This is a genomic window from Micromonospora sp. NPDC093243 (genome assembly GCF_044753725.1).
GTDB lineage: Bacteria > Actinomycetota > Actinomycetes > Mycobacteriales > Micromonosporaceae > Micromonospora.
In genome coordinates, this window is record NZ_JBIVNT010000004.1 from 570,047 (window position 1) to 585,681 (window position 15,635).

The 15,635-nt window shown below is 70.9% G+C and carries 20 protein-coding genes; 2 read left to right on the forward strand and 18 right to left on the reverse strand.

The window, feature by feature from the left end:
- Positions 1-39 precede the first annotated feature (39 nt).
- Positions 40-588, forward strand: coding sequence for a hypothetical protein (locus ACIP9D_RS16360; protein WP_350871236.1), 549 nt, complete (start codon positions 40-42; stop codon positions 586-588).
- Positions 589-746: 158 nt separating this feature from the next.
- Here the strand turns inward: ACIP9D_RS16360 and ACIP9D_RS16365 are convergent, their stop codons facing one another.
- Genes ACIP9D_RS16365 through ACIP9D_RS16375 form a run of 3 tightly spaced genes read right to left on the reverse strand, consistent with a single transcriptional unit; the run spans position 747 to position 4,074 of the window.
- Positions 747-1,691, reverse strand: a complete 945-nt coding sequence (locus ACIP9D_RS16365; protein WP_350872112.1) for an aldo/keto reductase — start codon at positions 1,689-1,691, stop codon at positions 747-749.
- Between the two features lie 56 nt (positions 1,692-1,747).
- A complete protein-coding gene (locus tag ACIP9D_RS16370; protein WP_350871234.1) occupies positions 1,748-3,427 on the reverse strand; it encodes an ATP-binding cassette domain-containing protein in 1,680 nt (559 codons plus the stop codon).
- A gap of 41 nt (positions 3,428-3,468) precedes the next feature.
- Positions 3,469-4,074 carry a methyltransferase gene (locus ACIP9D_RS16375; protein ID WP_350871232.1) on the reverse strand — a complete coding sequence of 202 codons (606 nt, stop codon included), beginning with the start codon at positions 4,072-4,074 and terminating at the stop codon, positions 3,469-3,471.
- 150 nt (positions 4,075-4,224) lie between these two features.
- Here ACIP9D_RS16375 and ACIP9D_RS16380 point away from each other — a divergent pair, with 150 nt between their 5' ends.
- The gene (locus ACIP9D_RS16380; protein WP_350871231.1) at positions 4,225-5,331 is read left to right on the forward strand and encodes a hypothetical protein; all 1,107 of its coding nucleotides are present in this window, start codon (positions 4,225-4,227) and stop codon (positions 5,329-5,331) included.
- A 78-nt stretch (positions 5,332-5,409) separates the two neighbouring features.
- On the opposite strand, the gene truA is transcribed toward ACIP9D_RS16380, so the two are convergent.
- From truA to rpsE, 15 genes are all read right to left on the reverse strand, one after another.
- Positions 5,410-6,240 carry a tRNA pseudouridine(38-40) synthase TruA gene (truA, locus tag ACIP9D_RS16385; protein WP_350871229.1) on the reverse strand — a complete coding sequence of 277 codons (831 nt, stop codon included), beginning with the start codon at positions 6,238-6,240 and terminating at the stop codon, positions 5,410-5,412.
- Positions 6,241-6,314: 74 nt separating this feature from the next.
- Complete coding sequence (gene rplQ, locus ACIP9D_RS16390) at positions 6,315-6,881, reverse strand: 50S ribosomal protein L17 (protein WP_350871228.1); 567 nt, start codon at positions 6,879-6,881, stop codon at positions 6,315-6,317.
- 34 nt (positions 6,882-6,915) lie between these two features.
- Positions 6,916-7,938, reverse strand: coding sequence for a DNA-directed RNA polymerase subunit alpha (locus ACIP9D_RS16395; RefSeq protein ID WP_120684293.1), 1,023 nt, complete (start codon positions 7,936-7,938; stop codon positions 6,916-6,918).
- A gap of 98 nt (positions 7,939-8,036) precedes the next feature.
- Positions 8,037-8,663, reverse strand: a complete 627-nt coding sequence (gene rpsD / locus ACIP9D_RS16400; RefSeq protein ID WP_089018952.1) for a 30S ribosomal protein S4 — start codon at positions 8,661-8,663, stop codon at positions 8,037-8,039.
- Positions 8,664-8,676: 13 nt separating this feature from the next.
- Positions 8,677-9,084 (reverse strand): 30S ribosomal protein S11, encoded by a 408-nt coding sequence (gene rpsK, locus ACIP9D_RS16405; RefSeq protein ID WP_030329919.1) that lies wholly within the window; start codon positions 9,082-9,084, stop codon positions 8,677-8,679.
- A gap of 18 nt (positions 9,085-9,102) precedes the next feature.
- Positions 9,103-9,483 (reverse strand): 30S ribosomal protein S13, encoded by a 381-nt coding sequence (gene rpsM, locus ACIP9D_RS16410; protein WP_130340099.1) that lies wholly within the window; start codon positions 9,481-9,483, stop codon positions 9,103-9,105.
- A gap of 260 nt (positions 9,484-9,743) precedes the next feature.
- Complete coding sequence (gene rpmJ / locus ACIP9D_RS16415) at positions 9,744-9,857, reverse strand: 50S ribosomal protein L36 (protein ID WP_043965539.1); 114 nt, start codon at positions 9,855-9,857, stop codon at positions 9,744-9,746.
- A gap of 91 nt (positions 9,858-9,948) precedes the next feature.
- Positions 9,949-10,170 carry a translation initiation factor IF-1 gene (infA, locus tag ACIP9D_RS16420; RefSeq protein ID WP_007073013.1) on the reverse strand — a complete coding sequence of 74 codons (222 nt, stop codon included), beginning with the start codon at positions 10,168-10,170 and terminating at the stop codon, positions 9,949-9,951.
- Positions 10,171-10,400: 230 nt separating this feature from the next.
- Complete coding sequence (locus ACIP9D_RS16425; RefSeq protein ID WP_350871225.1) at positions 10,401-11,003, reverse strand: DUF1707 domain-containing protein; 603 nt, start codon at positions 11,001-11,003, stop codon at positions 10,401-10,403.
- Positions 11,004-11,210: 207 nt separating this feature from the next.
- Positions 11,211-12,062: a type I methionyl aminopeptidase gene (map, locus tag ACIP9D_RS16430; protein ID WP_350871224.1), complete on the reverse strand. Its 852-nt coding sequence runs from the start codon at positions 12,060-12,062 to the stop codon at positions 11,211-11,213.
- An 88-nt stretch (positions 12,063-12,150) separates the two neighbouring features.
- The gene (locus ACIP9D_RS16435) at positions 12,151-12,804 is read right to left on the reverse strand and encodes an adenylate kinase (protein WP_350871223.1); all 654 of its coding nucleotides are present in this window, start codon (positions 12,802-12,804) and stop codon (positions 12,151-12,153) included.
- A complete protein-coding gene (secY, locus tag ACIP9D_RS16440) occupies positions 12,805-14,133 on the reverse strand; it encodes a preprotein translocase subunit SecY (protein ID WP_350871221.1) in 1,329 nt (442 codons plus the stop codon). It abuts the gene before it with no gap.
- 233 nt (positions 14,134-14,366) lie between these two features.
- On the reverse strand, positions 14,367-14,810 hold the full coding sequence (gene rplO, locus ACIP9D_RS16445) for a 50S ribosomal protein L15 (RefSeq protein ID WP_350871219.1): 444 nt from the start codon (positions 14,808-14,810) through the stop codon (positions 14,367-14,369).
- Positions 14,810-14,992: a 50S ribosomal protein L30 gene (rpmD, locus tag ACIP9D_RS16450; protein ID WP_350871217.1), complete on the reverse strand. Its 183-nt coding sequence runs from the start codon at positions 14,990-14,992 to the stop codon at positions 14,810-14,812. The genes rplO and rpmD overlap by 1 nt, the downstream gene beginning before the upstream one ends.
- Positions 14,992-15,606, reverse strand: coding sequence for a 30S ribosomal protein S5 (gene rpsE / locus ACIP9D_RS16455; protein WP_091102580.1), 615 nt, complete (start codon positions 15,604-15,606; stop codon positions 14,992-14,994). Before rpsE ends, rpmD begins: the two co-directional genes overlap by 1 nt.
- Positions 15,607-15,635: the final 29 nt, after the last annotated feature.

Below are 15,635 nucleotides of genomic sequence, written 5' to 3' on the forward strand. Positions count from 1 at the left end.
CGGGGAGGGGCCTCCCTCTTTCGCAGTGAGGAGACGTCCGTGACGCGTACCCGCAAGGCGTTCGCCGCCCTGCTCGTCGGACTGGTCCTGGCCCTGCTCTCGGCGGCCCCGGCCGCGGCACACACCGGGAAACTCAAGCTGACCGTGGCCGGCGACGGGGCGGGCGGGGTGACCGTGCAGGCCGTCCACGCCGACGGGCACCGGCTGGAGAAGCCGGTGCTGTTGACGCTCACCGGCACCGGCCCGGACGGACAACGGGTCGGCCCGGTGCAGCTGGAGCCGGCGCCCGAGGGGCAGGGCTTCTACAGCAGCGGTCCGCTGCTCTCCCCGGGCACCTGGAAGGTGACGGTGAGCGCCCCGCCGCCGAACAAGAGCACGGCGAGCGCCCACGTGCAGGCCCGGCCCGCCCAGTCGGCCGCGCCGGCTGCGGCGCCGGTCGCAGCGACCGCGCCGGCGGCCGACGCCCGTGCCACCGCTGGTGCGGGGGGTGCCTGGTGGTGGCCGGTCGGGCTGGCCGTCCTGGTGCTCGCCGCCCTGGCGGTGGCGGTGCCGATGCTGCTCACCCGCCGCCGCTCCGACGCGGGGTAATCGCACGGCGCGAGGTCCCGGGACGGCTTCGACGCTGCGCGCCAACCCGGGTGAGCGTGATGCCGCAGCGGCATAAATATGCCGCTGCGGTATCACGCTCGTATGCCATGGTCGGCCGTACCGGTGTTACCCGGTGGGCGAGCCGGGCCCGCGGACGGTCAGAGGACGGCGCGCAGCGCCGCGAGGTCCTCGTCGGTGGGCTGCCAGCTGCCCGCGCTGGCGTTGGCGAGCACCTGCTCGGGGGTGGTGGCACCGGCGATGACCGAGGTCACCGCCGGCTGGGCGGCCAGCCCGCCGATCGCCACCTGGAGCATGGTGAGCCCACGCTCGTCCGCGTACCGGCCGATCGCCTCGATGGTGTCCCAGTCCGCCGCGGCGAACCGCTCGGCGTACCGACCGCCGCCGGAGAGCCGGCTGCCCGCGGGCGGCTGCTCGTCGCGCTTGTACTTGCCGGTGAGCAGCCCGTTCGCCAGCGGGAAGAACGGCAGCAGCCCGAGGCCGAACCGCTCGCAGGCCGGCACGACCTCGGTCTCCACCGACCGCTCCAGGAAGCTGTAGTGGTTCTGCGCGCTGATGAAGCGGGACCGCCCGTTCGACGAGGCCACCCAATCGGCGTCCGCGATCTGCCAGCCGGCGAAGTTGGAGTTGCCCAGGTAGCGGACCTTGCCGGCGCGGACCAGGTCGTCCAGCGCGGCGAGGGTCTCGTCGATCGGGGTGTCCGGGTCCGGCTCGTGCATCTGGTAGAGGTCGATGTGATCGGTGCCGAGCCGGCGCAGCGAGGCCTCGACGGCCCGGGCGATGTAGCGCCGGGCCCCCCGGGCACCGAAGTCCGGCCCGTTCAGGCCGTGCATGTCCATGCCGAACTTGGTCGCCACCACCACGTCGTCCCGGCGGCCCTTGAGCGCCGCGCCGAGCAGCTCCTCCGAGCTGCCCTGCGGCTCACCGTAGATGTCAGCGGTGTCGAAGAAGTTGATGCCGGCGTCGAGCGCGGCGTCCACCACCGCCCGGGTGCCGTCGAAGTCGAGCTTGCGGCCGAAGTTGTTGCAGCCGATACCGACCACGGACACCACGAGCCCCGAGTCGCCCAGCCGGCGGTACGTCATCTCAGTCACGAGATCAACCCTATGCCCGCCCGGCTGGGCGCTGCCCGTGGACCACCTCACCCCACGTCCCACACCGGCTCGTCGGTCTCCACCACCTCGCCGTCCGAGCGGAACAGCACGAAGCGGTCGAAGGTGCGGGTGAACCAGCGGTCGTGGGTCACCGCGATCACCGTTCCCTCGAACGCGGTCAGGCCGGCCTCCAGGGCCTCGGCGCTGGCCAGGTCGAGGTTGTCGGTGGGCTCGTCGAGCAGCAGCAGGGTGGCCCCGGAGAGTTCCAGCAGCAGCACCAGGAACCGCGCCTGCTGGCCGCCGGAGAGGGTGCCGAACCGCTGGTCACCCTGCCCGGCCAGCTCGTACCGGCTGAGCGCCGCCATGGCCCCGTGCCGGTCCATGCCGGCCCGGTGGTCGTCGCCCCGCCAGAGCACCTCGACCAGGGTCTTCGCCATCAGCTCGGGGCGGTCGTGGGTCTGCGAGAAGTGCCCGGGGCGCACCCGGGCGCCGAGCCGGACCATCCCGTCGTGCGCCACCGGCGCCAGGGTCGGCCCGCTGTCGACCGGGCCGTTGGCGGGATCCGGGTCGGTGCCACCGCGGGCCAGCAGCCGCAGGAAGTGCGACTTGCCGGTGCCGTTCGCGCCGAGCACGGCGACCCGGTCGCCGTACCAGATCTCCAGGTCGAAGGGGTAGGTCAGGCCGTCGAGCTCCAGCTGCTCGCAGACGACCGCGCGCTTGCCGGTCCGCCCGCCGGTCAGCCGCATCCGGATGTCCTGGTCCTTCGGCGGTACGGGCGGCGGCCCGGCCTCCTCGAACTTGCGCAGCCGGGTCTGCGCCGCCTGGTAGCGCGACGCCATCCCGTCGTTGTACGCGGCCTTCTGCTTGTACATCAGCATCAGCTCGCGCAGCTTCTGGTGCTCCTCGTCCCAGCGTCGGCGCAGCTCGTCCAGGCGGGCGTGCCGGGCCACCCGCGCCTCGTGCCAGCTGGCGAAGCCGCCCGGGTGCACCCACGCGCTACCACCCTCGACGGCGACCACCCGGTCGGCGGTACGGGCCAGCAGCTCCCGGTCGTGTGAGACGTAGAGCACCGACTTCGCCGACTCCGCCAGCCGCCCCTCCAGCCACCGCTTGCCGGGGACGTCGAGGAAGTTGTCCGGCTCGTCGAGGAGCAGCACCTCGTCGGGGCCGCGCAGCAGCAGCTCGAGCGCGAAGCGCTTCTGCTGGCCACCGGAGAGGGTCCGCACCGGGCGCTCCCGGGCGGTCTCCCAGGGCAGGTCGAGCACGATGGTGGCGACGGTGTCGAAGAGCACCTCGGCGTCGTAGCCGCCGGCCTCACCCCAGGCGGCGAGCGCGTCCGCGTACGCCAGCTGCGCCTTGCCGGCGGCGGTGCCGTACTTGCCGTACGCCTCGGCCGCCCGCATGGCCGCCTCGGTGTCGGCGAGCCGGCGGCCGGCCTCGCGCAGCACCGGCGGGGCGAGCGAGAGGGCCAGGTCGGCGAGCGTGGACTCGTCCCCGATCATGCCGATGAACTGCCGCATCACGCCGAGCCCACCGGCGCGGGCGACGGCGCCGGCCTTCACCGGCAGGTCGCCGGAGACCATCCGGAGCAGGGTTGTCTTGCCCGCGCCGTTCGGCCCGACCAGCGCCACCTTCGCGCCCTCGCCGACCCGGAACGACACGTCAGCGAAGAGCTCCCGGCCGTCGGGGAGGATGTGCCCCACCGCTGCCACGTCCACGTATCCCACGCCGGGATCCTGCCTCAGCGCGGTGCGGGCGGTACATCCAATTACCGGGTGACCCGTAGCACCCGGTAGCCCTTCTGGCTGGCCTGCCGCTCCACCTGCCAGCCCTGCTCGACCAGCCAGCGGTGCAGCGAGTCACCGCCGAGGTGGCGGGCGACCACCAGCCAGGCGACCCCGTCGTCGGCGAGCCGGGGCAGCCAGCGCAGCAGCAGCTCGTGCAGCTCGTCCTTCCCGATCCGGATCGGCGGGTTCGACCAGAGCTGGGCGAACCGAAGTTCCGCCGGCACCTCGTCAGGGGCGCGCACCCGGACCCGGTCCGCGGCGCCGATCCGCTCCGCGTTGGCGGCGGTCAGTTCGCGGGCCCGCTCGTTGACGTCGACCGCCCAGACGGTGGCCGCGGGAGCGGTGGTGGCGAGCACGCAGCTGATCGGCCCGAAGCCGCAGCCGAGGTCGAGCAGGTCGCCGCCGGTCTCGGGGCTGGGCAGCTCGGCCTTGCGCAGCAGCACGGCGGTGCCCGGGTCGAGCCGGACCGCGGAGAAGACCCCGCTGGCCGAGGCGAGCGTGTAGTCGCGGTCGGCGACGGTGAACTCGACCTCGCGGGTGCGGGCGGCGGTCGTGGGTTCAGCGGTGAAGTAGTGGTCGCCGGTCACGCCGGCAATTCTCGCACCGGCCTGGTGGTCGACCCGCAATGACCCAGCCCGCCGACGGCGCGGATCGCGACGAGCATGCTTCACCACGACCCGAGCCGCAATTTCCCATTATTACCACCTAAAGGGACAATCGCTCCTACTCTGGGCGACATGGTGTATCGGTACGAGTCCGATGAGGACGATTTCGTGGAGTACCCGGAGCCCGGGTCCGACCTGTCCCCGCTCGGCGCCGGTCCGCCTCCGCCGGCCGGGCCCTCCCCGTCCCGCTTCCCCACCCCGTCGCTGCCCCAGGCGAACCGGCTCGCGCTGCCCGCGTCCGAACCGGCGCCGGTCCGCGACGAGCCCCCGGTGGCACCGCCCCGCGCGGAGGTCTACACCGCACCGCCGCCGGTCGAGCCGCCGGCCCCCGAGCGGGCCCGCAGCGGCGGGGGCGGCGGCCGACTCTGGCAGGTCCTGATCGGCGGCGCAGCCGTCCTCGTGCTGCTCGCGCTCTGCGGGCTCGGCGCCGCCGCCCTGCTGGTCGACCGCACACCGGAGCCGCAGAACACCCCGAGCCAGCAGGCCGGGGCCAATCCCTCGCCGGAGCCCGAGCAGCACCACCTCGACTCCCGGGACACCGACCAGGCGCCGCTGACCGCCAAGGAGGTCTTCGCCGGCAAGGAGCTGGTGGTCACCGACGGCGAGCCGGCCTACCCGGTGCTCAAGACGCACTCCAGCGGCAGCTGCGCGGTCGCGGCCACCGACGAGGTGGCCGACCTGCTGGTCCGGCTCGGTTGCAGCCAGGTCGTCCGGGCCACGCTCCGCTCACCCGGCGGTGAGTACCTGGTGACCACCGGGCTGTTCAACCTGACCGACCGGGCCAGCGCGGAGCGGGCGCGGGACCGGATCCGGCAACTGCTCGACGAGCGACAGGGCCGCTTCCGTGGCATGGCGGTCGACGACGACACCAAGGCCCTCACCACCGCCCCGGCCCGGGTCGGCTGGCAGGTCCGCGGTCACTACCTGGCGTACGCCCTGGTGGCCCGCGCCGACGGCGAGACGATCCGGTCCGGCGACACCGCCGTCCGCGAGATCCTCTTCGACATGATCGAGCTGCACCTCAACCGGGGCGTGTTGGAACGGCGCGCCGAGGGTGGCACCGCGAGCCAACCCACCGCAAGCCCCTCCGGCAGCCCCGCAAGCCCCTCGAACAGCACGGGCGGCCCCTCGGACAGCACGGGCGGTCAGGAGGGCGACGACGAGCTGCCCGGCGACTGAGCCGGCGGGCGAGACGTCAGCGGGTGCGCGGCCCTCGGGTCACGCACCCGCTGCTCGTCCTGCCGGGCGGGCCGGCTGTCAGGACTCGGCCGCGACCCGCAGCCGGCGGGTGAGATCGGCCCGGCGAGCGTACTCGGCGGGGTCGTCCGGGTAGCCGACCGCCACCAGGGTCAGCCCGTGCGCCGGCGCGACGGTCACCTCGCTGGACCGCTCCCGCCGGTCGAGCAGGCCGGCCGGCCAGTCGACCGGTCGGCGGCCGTCGCCGGCAACCAGCATGGCGCCGACCAGGCTGCGCACCATCGCCTGGCAGAACGCGTCCGCCTGCACGGTGGCGACCAGCACGCCGTCCGGCCCACGCCGCCAGTCGAGCCGGGTCACCTCGCGCAGCGTCGTCGCGTTCTCCTTGCGCCGGCAGTACGCGGCGAAGTCGTGCTCCCCCACCAGGCCGGCCGCGGCGGCGTTCAGCGCGTCCACGTCGAGCCGTTTCGGCCAGGCCAGGATCTCGTGCCGGCGCAACGGCTCGGCGCCGTACGGGGCATCGGTCACCCGGTACTCGTAGCGGCGAAAGGTGGCCGAGAACCGGGCGTCGAACTCGGCGGGCACCTCGGTCATCGCCCGGACCCGCACGTCGGTGGGGAGCAGCCGGGCCAGCCGGCGCAGCAGCGTGCCCTCCCGTTCCCGCCAGACCGCGCCCGGCAGGTCGAGGTGGCACACCTGCCCGGTCGCGTGCACCCCGGCGTCGGTGCGGCCGGCCACGGTGAGGCCGGTCGCCGTGCCGGCGCCGAGCACGAGGTCGAGCGTCTCGACGAGTACGCCGGCGACCGTACGCCGGGTCGGCTGGGCAGCCCAGCCGGAGAAGCCCGTCCCGTCGTACGCCACGTCCAGTCGCAGCCGGATCCGCTCGTCCACGTCGTGTCTCCCGTTCACGGCGTCGGGCCCGGCACCCCAGGAAGGGATGCCGGGCCCGACGATGCTGCCTGCGATCAGGCCTTGTTCTCGGTGCCCTCGGCGGCCTCGTCGCTGTCCTCGCGGGCGGCGGCGGTGTCACCGGACGCCGAGACCGGCGCCTCGGAGTCCTGGTCGGCCGGGGCCGACGACGGGGTCTCCTCGGCCGGGGCGAGCGCCTCGACCTTGTCCTGCTGGGCGGCCTTGCGGGCGGCGGTCTTCTTGTTCGCCTTCGGCTCGGCGACCTGAAGCTCTTCCACCAGCTCGATGACGGCCATCGGCGCGTTGTCACCCTTGCGCGGACCGGTCTTCACGATCCGGGTGTAACCACCGTTGCGGGTGGCGTACCGGGGCGCGATCTGGTCGAACAGGGCGTAGACCACGTCCTTGTCCTTGACGACGCCCAGCACCCGCCGACGGGACGCGAGGTCGCCGCGCTTGGCCTTGGTGATGAGCTGCTCGGCCAGCGGACGCAGCCGCCGGGCCTTCGTCTCGGTGGTCTTGATCTTGCCGTGCTGGAACAGCGCAGTGGCCAGGTTGGCCAGCATGAGCCGCTCGTGCGCGGGGCTGCCGCCGAGGCGGGGGCCCTTGGTGGGCGTGGGCATGCTTGGTGCTCCTCAGATGTGGCGGCAGCGCGGACTAGAGCTGCTCGGTCTCGCGGTAGTCGTCGGTGTCGTAGTCCGCCTCGCCGAAGGCGTCCACGACGTGCGCCGGGTCGAAGTTCGGAGCCGAGTCCTTCAGCCCGAGACCCATCCCGGCGAGCTTCATCTTGACCTCGTCGATCGACTTCTGGCCGAAGTTCCGAATGTCGAGAAGGTCGGCCTCCGTACGCCCGATGAGCTCACCAACGGTGTTGATGCCCTCGCGCTTGAGGCAGTTGTAGGAGCGGACGGTGAGGTCCAGCTCCTCGATCGGCAGGGCCAGATCCGCCGCCAGCTGGGCGTCCTGCGGGGACGGCCCGATGTCGATGCCCTCGGCGGTCTCGTCCAGCTCCCGGGCGAGCCCGAACAGCTCCACGAGCGTCGAGCCGGCGGAGGCCAGCGCGGTACGCGGGCCCATCGACGGCTTGGTCTCGACGTCGATGATCAGCCGGTCGAAGTCGGTACGCTGCTCGACCCGGGTCGCCTCGACGCGGTAGGTCACCTTCAGCACCGGCGAGTAGATCGAGTCGACCGGGATCCGGCCGATCTCGGCGCCGGCCTGCTTGTTCTGCGCCGCCGTCACGTAGCCGCGACCCCGCTCGACGGTCAGCTCCATGTCGAGCCGGCCCTTGCCGTTCAGGGTGGCGAGCTTCAGGTCCGGGTTGTGCACCGAGACGCCGGCCGGCGGCTGGATGTCACCGGCGGTCACGTCGCCCGGGCCCTGCTTGCGCAGGTACATGCTGACCGGCTCGTCGTGCTCGGAGCTGACGCAGAGCTCCTTGATGTTCATGACGAGCTCGACCACGTCCTCCTTGACACCGGGGATCGTGGTGAACTCGTGCAGCACACCGTCGATCTTGATCGAGGTGACCGCGGCACCCGGGATCGACGACAGCAGCGTACGCCGCAGCGAGTTGCCCAGGGTGTAGCCGAAGCCGGGCTCCAGCGGCTCGATGGTGAACCGGGAGCGGGTCTCGTTGATCGACTCTTCGGAGAGAGACGGTCGCTGGCTGATGAGCATTTCTTCTCTTCTCTTCCGGGACGCCCGCTATTTGACGCCCACGACACAAACTGTTCCGGTGGCCCGCCCGGTGAGGGGCGGGCCACCGCAACGAGCTCTTACTTGGAGTAGAGCTCGACGATCAGCTGCTCCTGGACCTGCGTGTCGATGACCTGCCGGGCCGGGAGGGAGTGCACCAGGATCTTCATCTGGCTGGGGATGGCCTCGAGCCAGGCCGGGACCGCCCGCGAGCCCGCCTGGGCCTGCGCGACGATGAACGGGGTCAGCTCCTTGCTCTTACCCCGCACCTCGATGATGTCGTGCTCCTTGACGCGGTACGACGGGATGTCGACCTTCTTGCCGTTCACCGTGAAGTGGCCGTGCTTGACCAGCTGGCGGGCCATGTCGCGCGAGTGCGCGTAGCCAGCCCGGTAAACGACGTTGTCGAGCCGCGACTCGAGGATCTGCAGGAGGACCTCACCGGTCTTCGCCTGCTTGCCCACGGCCTCCTCGTAGTAACCGCGGAACTGCTTCTCCAGCACGCCGTAGACACGACGGGCCTTCTGCTTCTCGCGGAGCTGGAGCAGGTACTCCGTCTCCTTGGTGCGGCCGCGGCCGTGCTGCCCGGGCGGGAACGGCCGGGACTCGAACGGGCACTTCGGGCCATCGCACTTGCTGCCCTTGAGGAACAGCTTCATCTTCTCCCGCCGGCAACGGCGGCAGTCAGCACCGGTGTAACGAGCCATCTCTCTCTACCTCTCAGACCCGACGACGCTTCGGCGGACGGCATCCGTTGTGCGGCTGCGGGGTGACGTCGGCGATCTGGCCGACCTCCAGCCCGACGGCCTGCAGCGAACGGATCGCGGTCTCCCGGCCGGAGCCGGGGCCCTTGACGAACACGTCGACCTTGCGCATGCCGTGCTCCATCGCCCGACGCGCGGCGGCCTCGGCGGCCAGCTGCGCGGCGAACGGAGTCGACTTGCGGGAGCCCTTGAAGCCCACCTGGCCGGCGGAGGCCCAGGAGATGACCGCACCGGTCGGGTCCGTGATGGACACGATGGTGTTGTTGAAGGTGCTCTTGATGTGCGCCTGCCCGTGGGCGACGTTCTTGCGTTCCTTGCGCCGGACCTTCTTGACGGCGGCTCCGGCACGAGCCTTCGGTGGCATAAGTCTGTGCGCTCCTAGTTACTTCTTGCCGGGCTTCTTCTTGCCGGCGACGGTCCGCTTCGGGCCCTTGCGGGTCCGCGCGTTGGTCTTGGTCCGCTGGCCACGAACGGGCAGGCCCCGGCGGTGCCGGATACCCGCGTAGCAGCCGATCTCGACCTTGCGGCGGATGTCAGCGGCGACCTCGCGGCGCAGGTCGCCTTCAACCTTGTAGTTGCCCTCGATGTGATTGCGGAGCTGGACCAGCTCTTCGTCAGTGAGGTCCCGGGCGCGCTTGTCCGGCGAGATGCCGGTAGCAGCGAGCGTCTCCAGGGCGCGGGTACGACCGACGCCGAAGATGTAGGTGAGCGCGATCTCCATCCGCTTTTCGCGGGGGAGGTCGACGCCGACTAGACGTGCCATGTGCGGGCGTGCTCCTCGTGATGTTGTGGCGGAGGTCTGCACCCGTCCCACCCCGCTCACGGCCTCCTCCTGCCTCCGGCGCGGTGTGCGCCGGCGACCGGGAGTCGGTCGCTGCCCGAGCGGGCCCCGGCCTCCGACCGGGGGTCAGCCACGAAGGAGTACGCGTACTGCGCTCGCGGCTGGGACGAGCATGTGTTGTGTGTTCCGGATCTGCCGCCCGGGCCGTCCTCACCGGTCGACGTGCCGACCGGCCGAGGGGCTCAGCCCTGGCGCTGCTTGTGGCGCGGGTCGCTGCAGATGACCATGACCCGGCCGTGCCGGCGGATCACCCGGCACTTGTTGCAGATCCTCTTGACGCTCGGCTTGACCTTCACGGTTGCCTTACTTCCCATCAGGCCCGGTGACGCGCCACGCGCGATCTCGGACGTCGAAGACGGACACGGGACGCCCCGGCCGTCGTCAGGACTACTTGTAGCGGTAGACGATGCGCCCGCGGGTCAGGTCGTACGGCGAGAGTTCGACGACGACCCGGTCCTCCGGCAGGATGCGGATGTAGTGCTGCCGCATCTTGCCGCTGATGTGAGCCAGCACCTTGTGGCCGTTCGCGAGCTCCACCCGGAACATGGCGTTCGGCAGGGGCTCGATGACCCGACCCTCGATCTCAATGGCTCCGTCTTTTTTCGGCATGTCCTCCGCTGTCCTGACGTCGGTTGCTCCGGACGGCTCACAACGTCTTACACGGGTCACCGACCGTCAAGATCAGGTAGCCCGCGCCAGCCGCGGCTCCAGCCCCATCGAAGCGCAGGATGGGCATGCCGGAGTGGACGCTGTGCGCCGATCTGAAAGTGTACGCCCGACGCCGCGCCGCCGCCAAACTGGCCACCTGCGGATTCGTCAAATCGGGCAAAAGTCGGCAATCACCCGACCGGGCCGGGCTCTCCCGGGTTCCTGTCCTGCTCCGGGCGCACCCGGGTCGTGTGCTGCCGCCCGTCGGGGCCGGCCGCGTCGATCTCCCGCCGCCGCGCCCGCTTCCGCTCGCGCCGGCGCTCCCGCTCGGACGCCCACCGCTGCGGCTCTCCCCCGGCGAGCCCGGTGAAGGTACGCACCAGCAACACCGCGCCCCACGGCCCGGCCACCCAGCCCGGCCAGAAGTAGAGCAGCTCCCGGGCGAACAGGGAGGAGACCGCCCAGACAGCCACCACGATCGGGACCACCTGGAGGTACGGCATCCAGACCTCGGCCAGCCAGCGGGCGGTGGGCGGCCGGACGGTGGGCCGCTCGACCGGCGCCGCAGCGGCGGGCGACGACTGCACCAGCTGGGACGCCTCCGGCGGCGCGACCGGCGGCAGATCCGTCAGCAGCGCGTCGAGTTCCGCGTACGTGCGGGCGGCGTAGGTCTGCCGCAACCGCTCGTCGTACTCGTGCAGATCCAACCGGCCCTCGTTGAGCGCGACCCGCAGCCGCTCGGCCACCGCCTCGCGGTCGGCGTCGCCCGCCCGCATCCCCCCGCGCCCCTCCATGGGGGCAAGCATGCCACCACCCCACCACCCACCGCCGTCCCCGCCGGCCGCACCCACCGCCGGCCCCCGCCCAGCGTCCGGCCCGCCCAGCGCCGGTGATCAAGAGATCCGCGTCACGATCCGGCCTCCGGATGACGCACAGCTCTTGATCACCGCGTTGAACGAGCCGGATGGGACCCGGTGCGAGGGGGTTGGGGGGGTTGGGGGTTAGGGGGTTGGGCTGTCGGCGGTCTGGCGGGCCGTCACCAGGTCGCCCAGGCGGGCCCGGCCGCCGTCGGCGGCGGTCAGCACCCAGACGCCGTCCGGGAGCAGCGCCATGGTGTGTTCGACGTGTACGGCCATCGACCCGTCCCGGGTCACCACCGTCCAACCGTCGGACAGCTCGACCGTGCGGGGCGAGCCCATCGTGATCATCGGCTCGATCGCCAGCGCCAGGCCCGGCACCAGGCGGGGGCCCTTGCCCGGCCGCCCGTGGTTGAGCACGTGCGGGTCCTGGTGCATCTCGGTGCCGATGCCGTGCCCGCCGTAGCCGTCGACGATGCCGTAGCGGCCGCCACGGCGGACCGCGTCCTCGACCGCGTGCGAGATGTCGGTGAGTCGGCCCCGCCCGCTGGCCGCCCCGCGGGCTGCCGCGGCGATCCCCGCCCACATCGCGTCCTCGGCCACCGCGGCCATCTTCAGCAGCCCCGGGTCGACCTCGCCGACCGCGACCGTGATCGCCGCGTCGCCGTGCCAACCGTCGAGCACCGCGCCGCAGTCGATCGAGATCATGTCGCCGTCCCGGAGCACCTGCTCGGCGGCGGGGATCGCGTGCACCACCTGCTCGTTGACCGACGAGCAGATCGACGCCGGATAGCCGTGGTAGCCCTTGAACGAGGGGACGGCGCCCGCCTCACGGATGGTCGACTCGGCGATGGCGTCCAGGTCGGCCGTGCTGACCCCCGGGGCCACCGCCTCGCGCATCCGACGCAGCGCGTCGGCGACCACCAGACCGGCGGCGCGCATCTTCTCGATCTGGTCGGGGGTCTTCAGCTGGATGTCCAGCTGGGGACGACGCATGGAGCGGTTACCTTTCGTTGCCGAACAGCGGGGCACGTCGCGCGTACCCCGCTGTTCGCACTCTATCCGCCGGCGGGCCGGCGGGACCTCAGCCGCCGTATGAGTGCAGGGCGTCGATGGCGCGGACGGTGACGTCCTCCACCGGGCCGGTGGCGTCGATCCCGACCAGCTTGTTCTGGGCGCCGTAGTAGTCGACCAGCGGCGCGGTCTTCTCGGCGTACTCGCGGAGCCGGGTGGCGATCGTCTCCGGCTTGTCGTCGTCGCGCTGGAACAGCTCCGCCCCGCACCGGTCGCAGATGCCCTCCCGGCTGGTGGCGTCGAACTCGACGTGCCAGATCTTCCCGCAGCCCCGGCAGGTACGCCGACCGGAGAGCCGCCGGATCACCTCGTCGTCGTCGACCACCAGCTCGAGCACGACGTCCAGCGCGGTGCCCAGGTCGGCGAGGAGCTTGTCCAGCGCGGCGGCCTGCGGCGTGGTCCGCGGGAAGCCGTCGAGCAGGAACCCCTCGCTGGCGTCCGGCTCGGCGAGCCGGTCCCGGACCATGTTGATGGTGACCTCGTCCGGTACCAGCTCGCCTGCGTCCATGTAGCGCTTGGCCTCGACGCCGAGCGGAGTGCCCTGGGAGACGTTCGACCGGAAGATGTCACCGGTCGAGATCTTCGGGACCGCCAGGTGCGCCGCGATGAACTCGGCCTGCGTGCCCTTGCCCGCGCCCGGCGGGCCAACCAGAACGAGTCTCATCTACCGCAGGAACCCTTCGTAGTTCCGCTGCATCAACTGGCTCTCGATCTGCTTGACGGTCTCCAGACCGACGCCGACCATGATCAGCACAGCGGTGCCGCCGAACGGGAAGTTCTGGTACTGCTGGTTGTCCAGCCAGATGAAGAAGAAGTTCGGCAGGATCGAGACGATGCCCAGGTAGAGCGCGCCCGGCAGGGTGATGCGGCTGAGGATGAAGTCCAGGTAGTCGGCCGTCGGCTTGCCGGGGCGGATGCCCGGCACGAACCCGCCGTACTTCTTCATGTTGTCCGCGACCTCGGTCGGGTTGAACGTGATCGAGACGTAGAAGTACGTGAAGAAGATGATCAGCAGGAAGTAGACCGAGATGTAGATCGGGCTGTCCGGCGCGACCAGGTTGTTCTGGATCCAGGCCTGGGTCTTGCCCGGGTTGGTCTGGTCGAAGAACTGCAGCGCCAACTGGGGCAGGTAGAGCAGCGACGAGCCGAAGATGACCGGGATGACACCCGCCTGGTTGACCTTCAGCGGGATGTAGGTCGAGGTACCGCCGTACATCCGCCGGCCGATCATCCGCTTGGCGTACTGGACCGGGATCCGGCGCTGCGCCTGCTCGATGAAGGTGACCGCGGTGATGACCACCAGGACCAGAGCGATGACGAGGAAGAACTTCCACCAGCCCTGGGTGTTCTTGATCTGCCAGCCCTCGCCGGGCAGCCGGGCCGCGATCGAGGTGAAGATCAGGACCGACATGCCGTTGCCGACGCCGCGGTCGGTGATCAGCTCGCCGAGCCACATGACCACACCGGTACCGGCGGTCATCGTCATGACCAGGATGGTCAGCGTCAGCCAGTCCGGGATGCCGGTGCCCTCAGGGATGATCGGGAACTGGTCGCAGCGGTTCTGGAAGAGCTGCCCGGAGCGGGCCAGCGCCACGAACGCCGAGGCCTGGAGGACACCGAGGCCGAGGGTCAGGTAGCGGGTGTACTGGGTGATCTTCGCCTGGCCGGACTGGCCCTCCTTGCGGAGCTGCTCGAGCCGCGGGATCACCACGGTCAACAGCTGCAGGATGATCGACGCGGTGATGTAGGGCATGATGCCCAGCGCGAAGACCGAGAGCTGGAGCAGAGCCCCGCCGGAGAACAGGTTGAGCAGGTTCAGCACACCGGTGGTGTCGCCCTGGAGTGTGTCGAGGCACTTCTGCACGTTGCCGTACGAAACACCCGGGCTGGGAAGCGTCGCGCCCAGTCGGTAGACCGCGATGATGCCGACTGTGAACAGCAGCTTCTTGCGCAGGTCAGGCGTACGGAACGCACTGAGAAAGGCGGACAGCAACTTCTTCCTCCTGCGCGAGGCGGGCCGCCGGTTGTCCCTGGCGGATCGGGGTGGGTGCCGGGCGAGTGCCCGATATCCATGGCTGGGAAGGGACTCTAACAGTCCGATCCCCGTCCGGGCAGATGTGCCCGGCTACATAAACCGCTTCCGATGTTACCGGGCGCATACGTCCCAGGTAGACCATGGCGCCCGCCAGTTGAGACCAACTGGACGGGCGCCATGGGTCGTTCGCCTTACAGCTCGGTGACGGAACCACCGGCGGCGGTGATCTTCTCCTTGGCCGACGCGCTGAACGCGTGCGCCGACACCTGGAGCGTCACTCCACCGAGGTCCCCGGTGCCGAGAACCTTCACCGGCTGGCCCTTGCGGACCGCGCCGGACTCGACCAGCTCCAGCGGGCCAACCTGGCCGCCGTTCGGGAAGAGCTCGGCGAGCCGGTCCAGGTTGACAACCTGGAACGTCACCTTGAACTTGTTCTTGAAGCCCTTCAGCTTCGGCAGCCGCATGTGGATGGGCATCTGCCCACCCTCGAACGCCGCCGAGATGTTCTTCCGGGCCTTGGAACCCTTGGTACCGCGACCGGCGGTCTTGCCCTTGGAGCCCTCACCGCGACCCACGCGGGTCTTCGCGGTCTTGGACCCCGGCGCCGGGCGCAGGTGGTGGACCTTGATCGTCATTACTCGACCTCCTCGACCTTCACGAGGTGGTTCACAGTGAAGATCATGCCGCGGATCTCGGGCCGGTCCTCCTTGACCACCACGTCGTTGATCCGCTTGAGACCGAGCGAACGCAGCGAGTCACGCTGGTTCTGCTTGGTCCCGATCTCGGACCGGAGCTGGGTGACCTTCAGGCGAGCCATCAGGAAGCCACCCCCGCCCGCGACGCCAGCATGGCGGCCGGCGCGACGTCCTCCACCGGCAGGCCACGGCGCGCGGCGACGGCCTCGGGGGACTCGAGCCCCTTCAGCGCCGCCACAGTGGCGTGCACGATGTTGATCGGGTTCGACGAACCAAGGCTCTTGGAGAGCACGTCGTGGATGCCCGCGCACTCCAGCACGGCACGCACCGGCCCACCGGCGATGACGCCCGTACCGGCGGAAGCCGGCTTGAGCAGCACCACGCCGGCGGCGTCCTCGCCCTGCACCGGGTGCGGGATCGACTGGCCGATCCGCGGCACCTTGAAGAAGTGCTTCTTGGCCTCCTCGACGCCCTTGGCGATCGCCGCGGGCACCTCCTTGGCCTTTCCGTAGCCCACGCCGACCGTGCCGTCGCCGTCGCCCACGATCACCAGGGCGGTGAAGCTGAAGCGACGACCACCCTTCACGACCTTGGCGACGCGGTTGATCGCGACGACCCGCTCGAGGTGCGGGGTCTTCTCGACGGGCGCGTTTCCGCGGCCGCCCTCACGGCGGTTGTCGCGGCGACCACCCTCGTTGCCACCGGACCCGCCGCCACGGCGCTGTTGACCTGGCATCAGCAGCCTTCCTTCTCTCTCGTGACGGG

Excerpts from the sequence above, each read along its gene's own strand:
- rpsD (WP_089018952.1), bottom strand. The coding sequence starts at position 8,663 with ATGGCTCGTTACACCGGTGCTGACTGCCGCCGTTGCCGGCGGGAGAAG.
- ACIP9D_RS16365 (WP_350872112.1), bottom strand. The coding sequence starts at position 1,691 with ATGACGTACCGCCGGCTGGGCGACTCGGGGCTCGTGGTGTCCGTGGTC.
- infA (WP_007073013.1), bottom strand. The coding sequence starts at position 10,170 with ATGCCGAAAAAAGACGGAGCCATTGAGATCGAGGGTCGGGTCATCGAG.
- ACIP9D_RS16395 (WP_120684293.1), bottom strand. The coding sequence starts at position 7,938 with ATGCTCATCAGCCAGCGACCGTCTCTCTCCGAAGAGTCGATCAACGAG.
- ACIP9D_RS16380 (WP_350871231.1), top strand. The coding sequence starts at position 4,225 with ATGGTGTATCGGTACGAGTCCGATGAGGACGATTTCGTGGAGTACCCG.
- rpmD (WP_350871217.1), bottom strand. The coding sequence starts at position 14,992 with ATGGCTCGCCTGAAGGTCACCCAGCTCCGGTCCGAGATCGGGACCAAG.
- ACIP9D_RS16435 (WP_350871223.1), bottom strand. The coding sequence starts at position 12,804 with ATGAGACTCGTTCTGGTTGGCCCGCCGGGCGCGGGCAAGGGCACGCAG.
- rpsM (WP_130340099.1), bottom strand. The coding sequence starts at position 9,483 with ATGGCACGTCTAGTCGGCGTCGACCTCCCCCGCGAAAAGCGGATGGAG.
- map (WP_350871224.1), bottom strand. The coding sequence starts at position 12,062 with ATGCGTCGTCCCCAGCTGGACATCCAGCTGAAGACCCCCGACCAGATC.
- rplO (WP_350871219.1), bottom strand. The coding sequence starts at position 14,810 with ATGACGATCAAGGTCCACCACCTGCGCCCGGCGCCGGGGTCCAAGACC.
- rpsK (WP_030329919.1), bottom strand. The coding sequence starts at position 9,084 with ATGCCACCGAAGGCTCGTGCCGGAGCCGCCGTCAAGAAGGTCCGGCGC.
- ACIP9D_RS16425 (WP_350871225.1), bottom strand. The coding sequence starts at position 11,003 with ATGGAGGGGCGCGGGGGGATGCGGGCGGGCGACGCCGACCGCGAGGCG.
- rplQ (WP_350871228.1), bottom strand. The coding sequence starts at position 6,881 with ATGCCCACGCCCACCAAGGGCCCCCGCCTCGGCGGCAGCCCCGCGCAC.
- rpsE (WP_091102580.1), bottom strand. The coding sequence starts at position 15,606 with ATGCCAGGTCAACAGCGCCGTGGCGGCGGGTCCGGTGGCAACGAGGGT.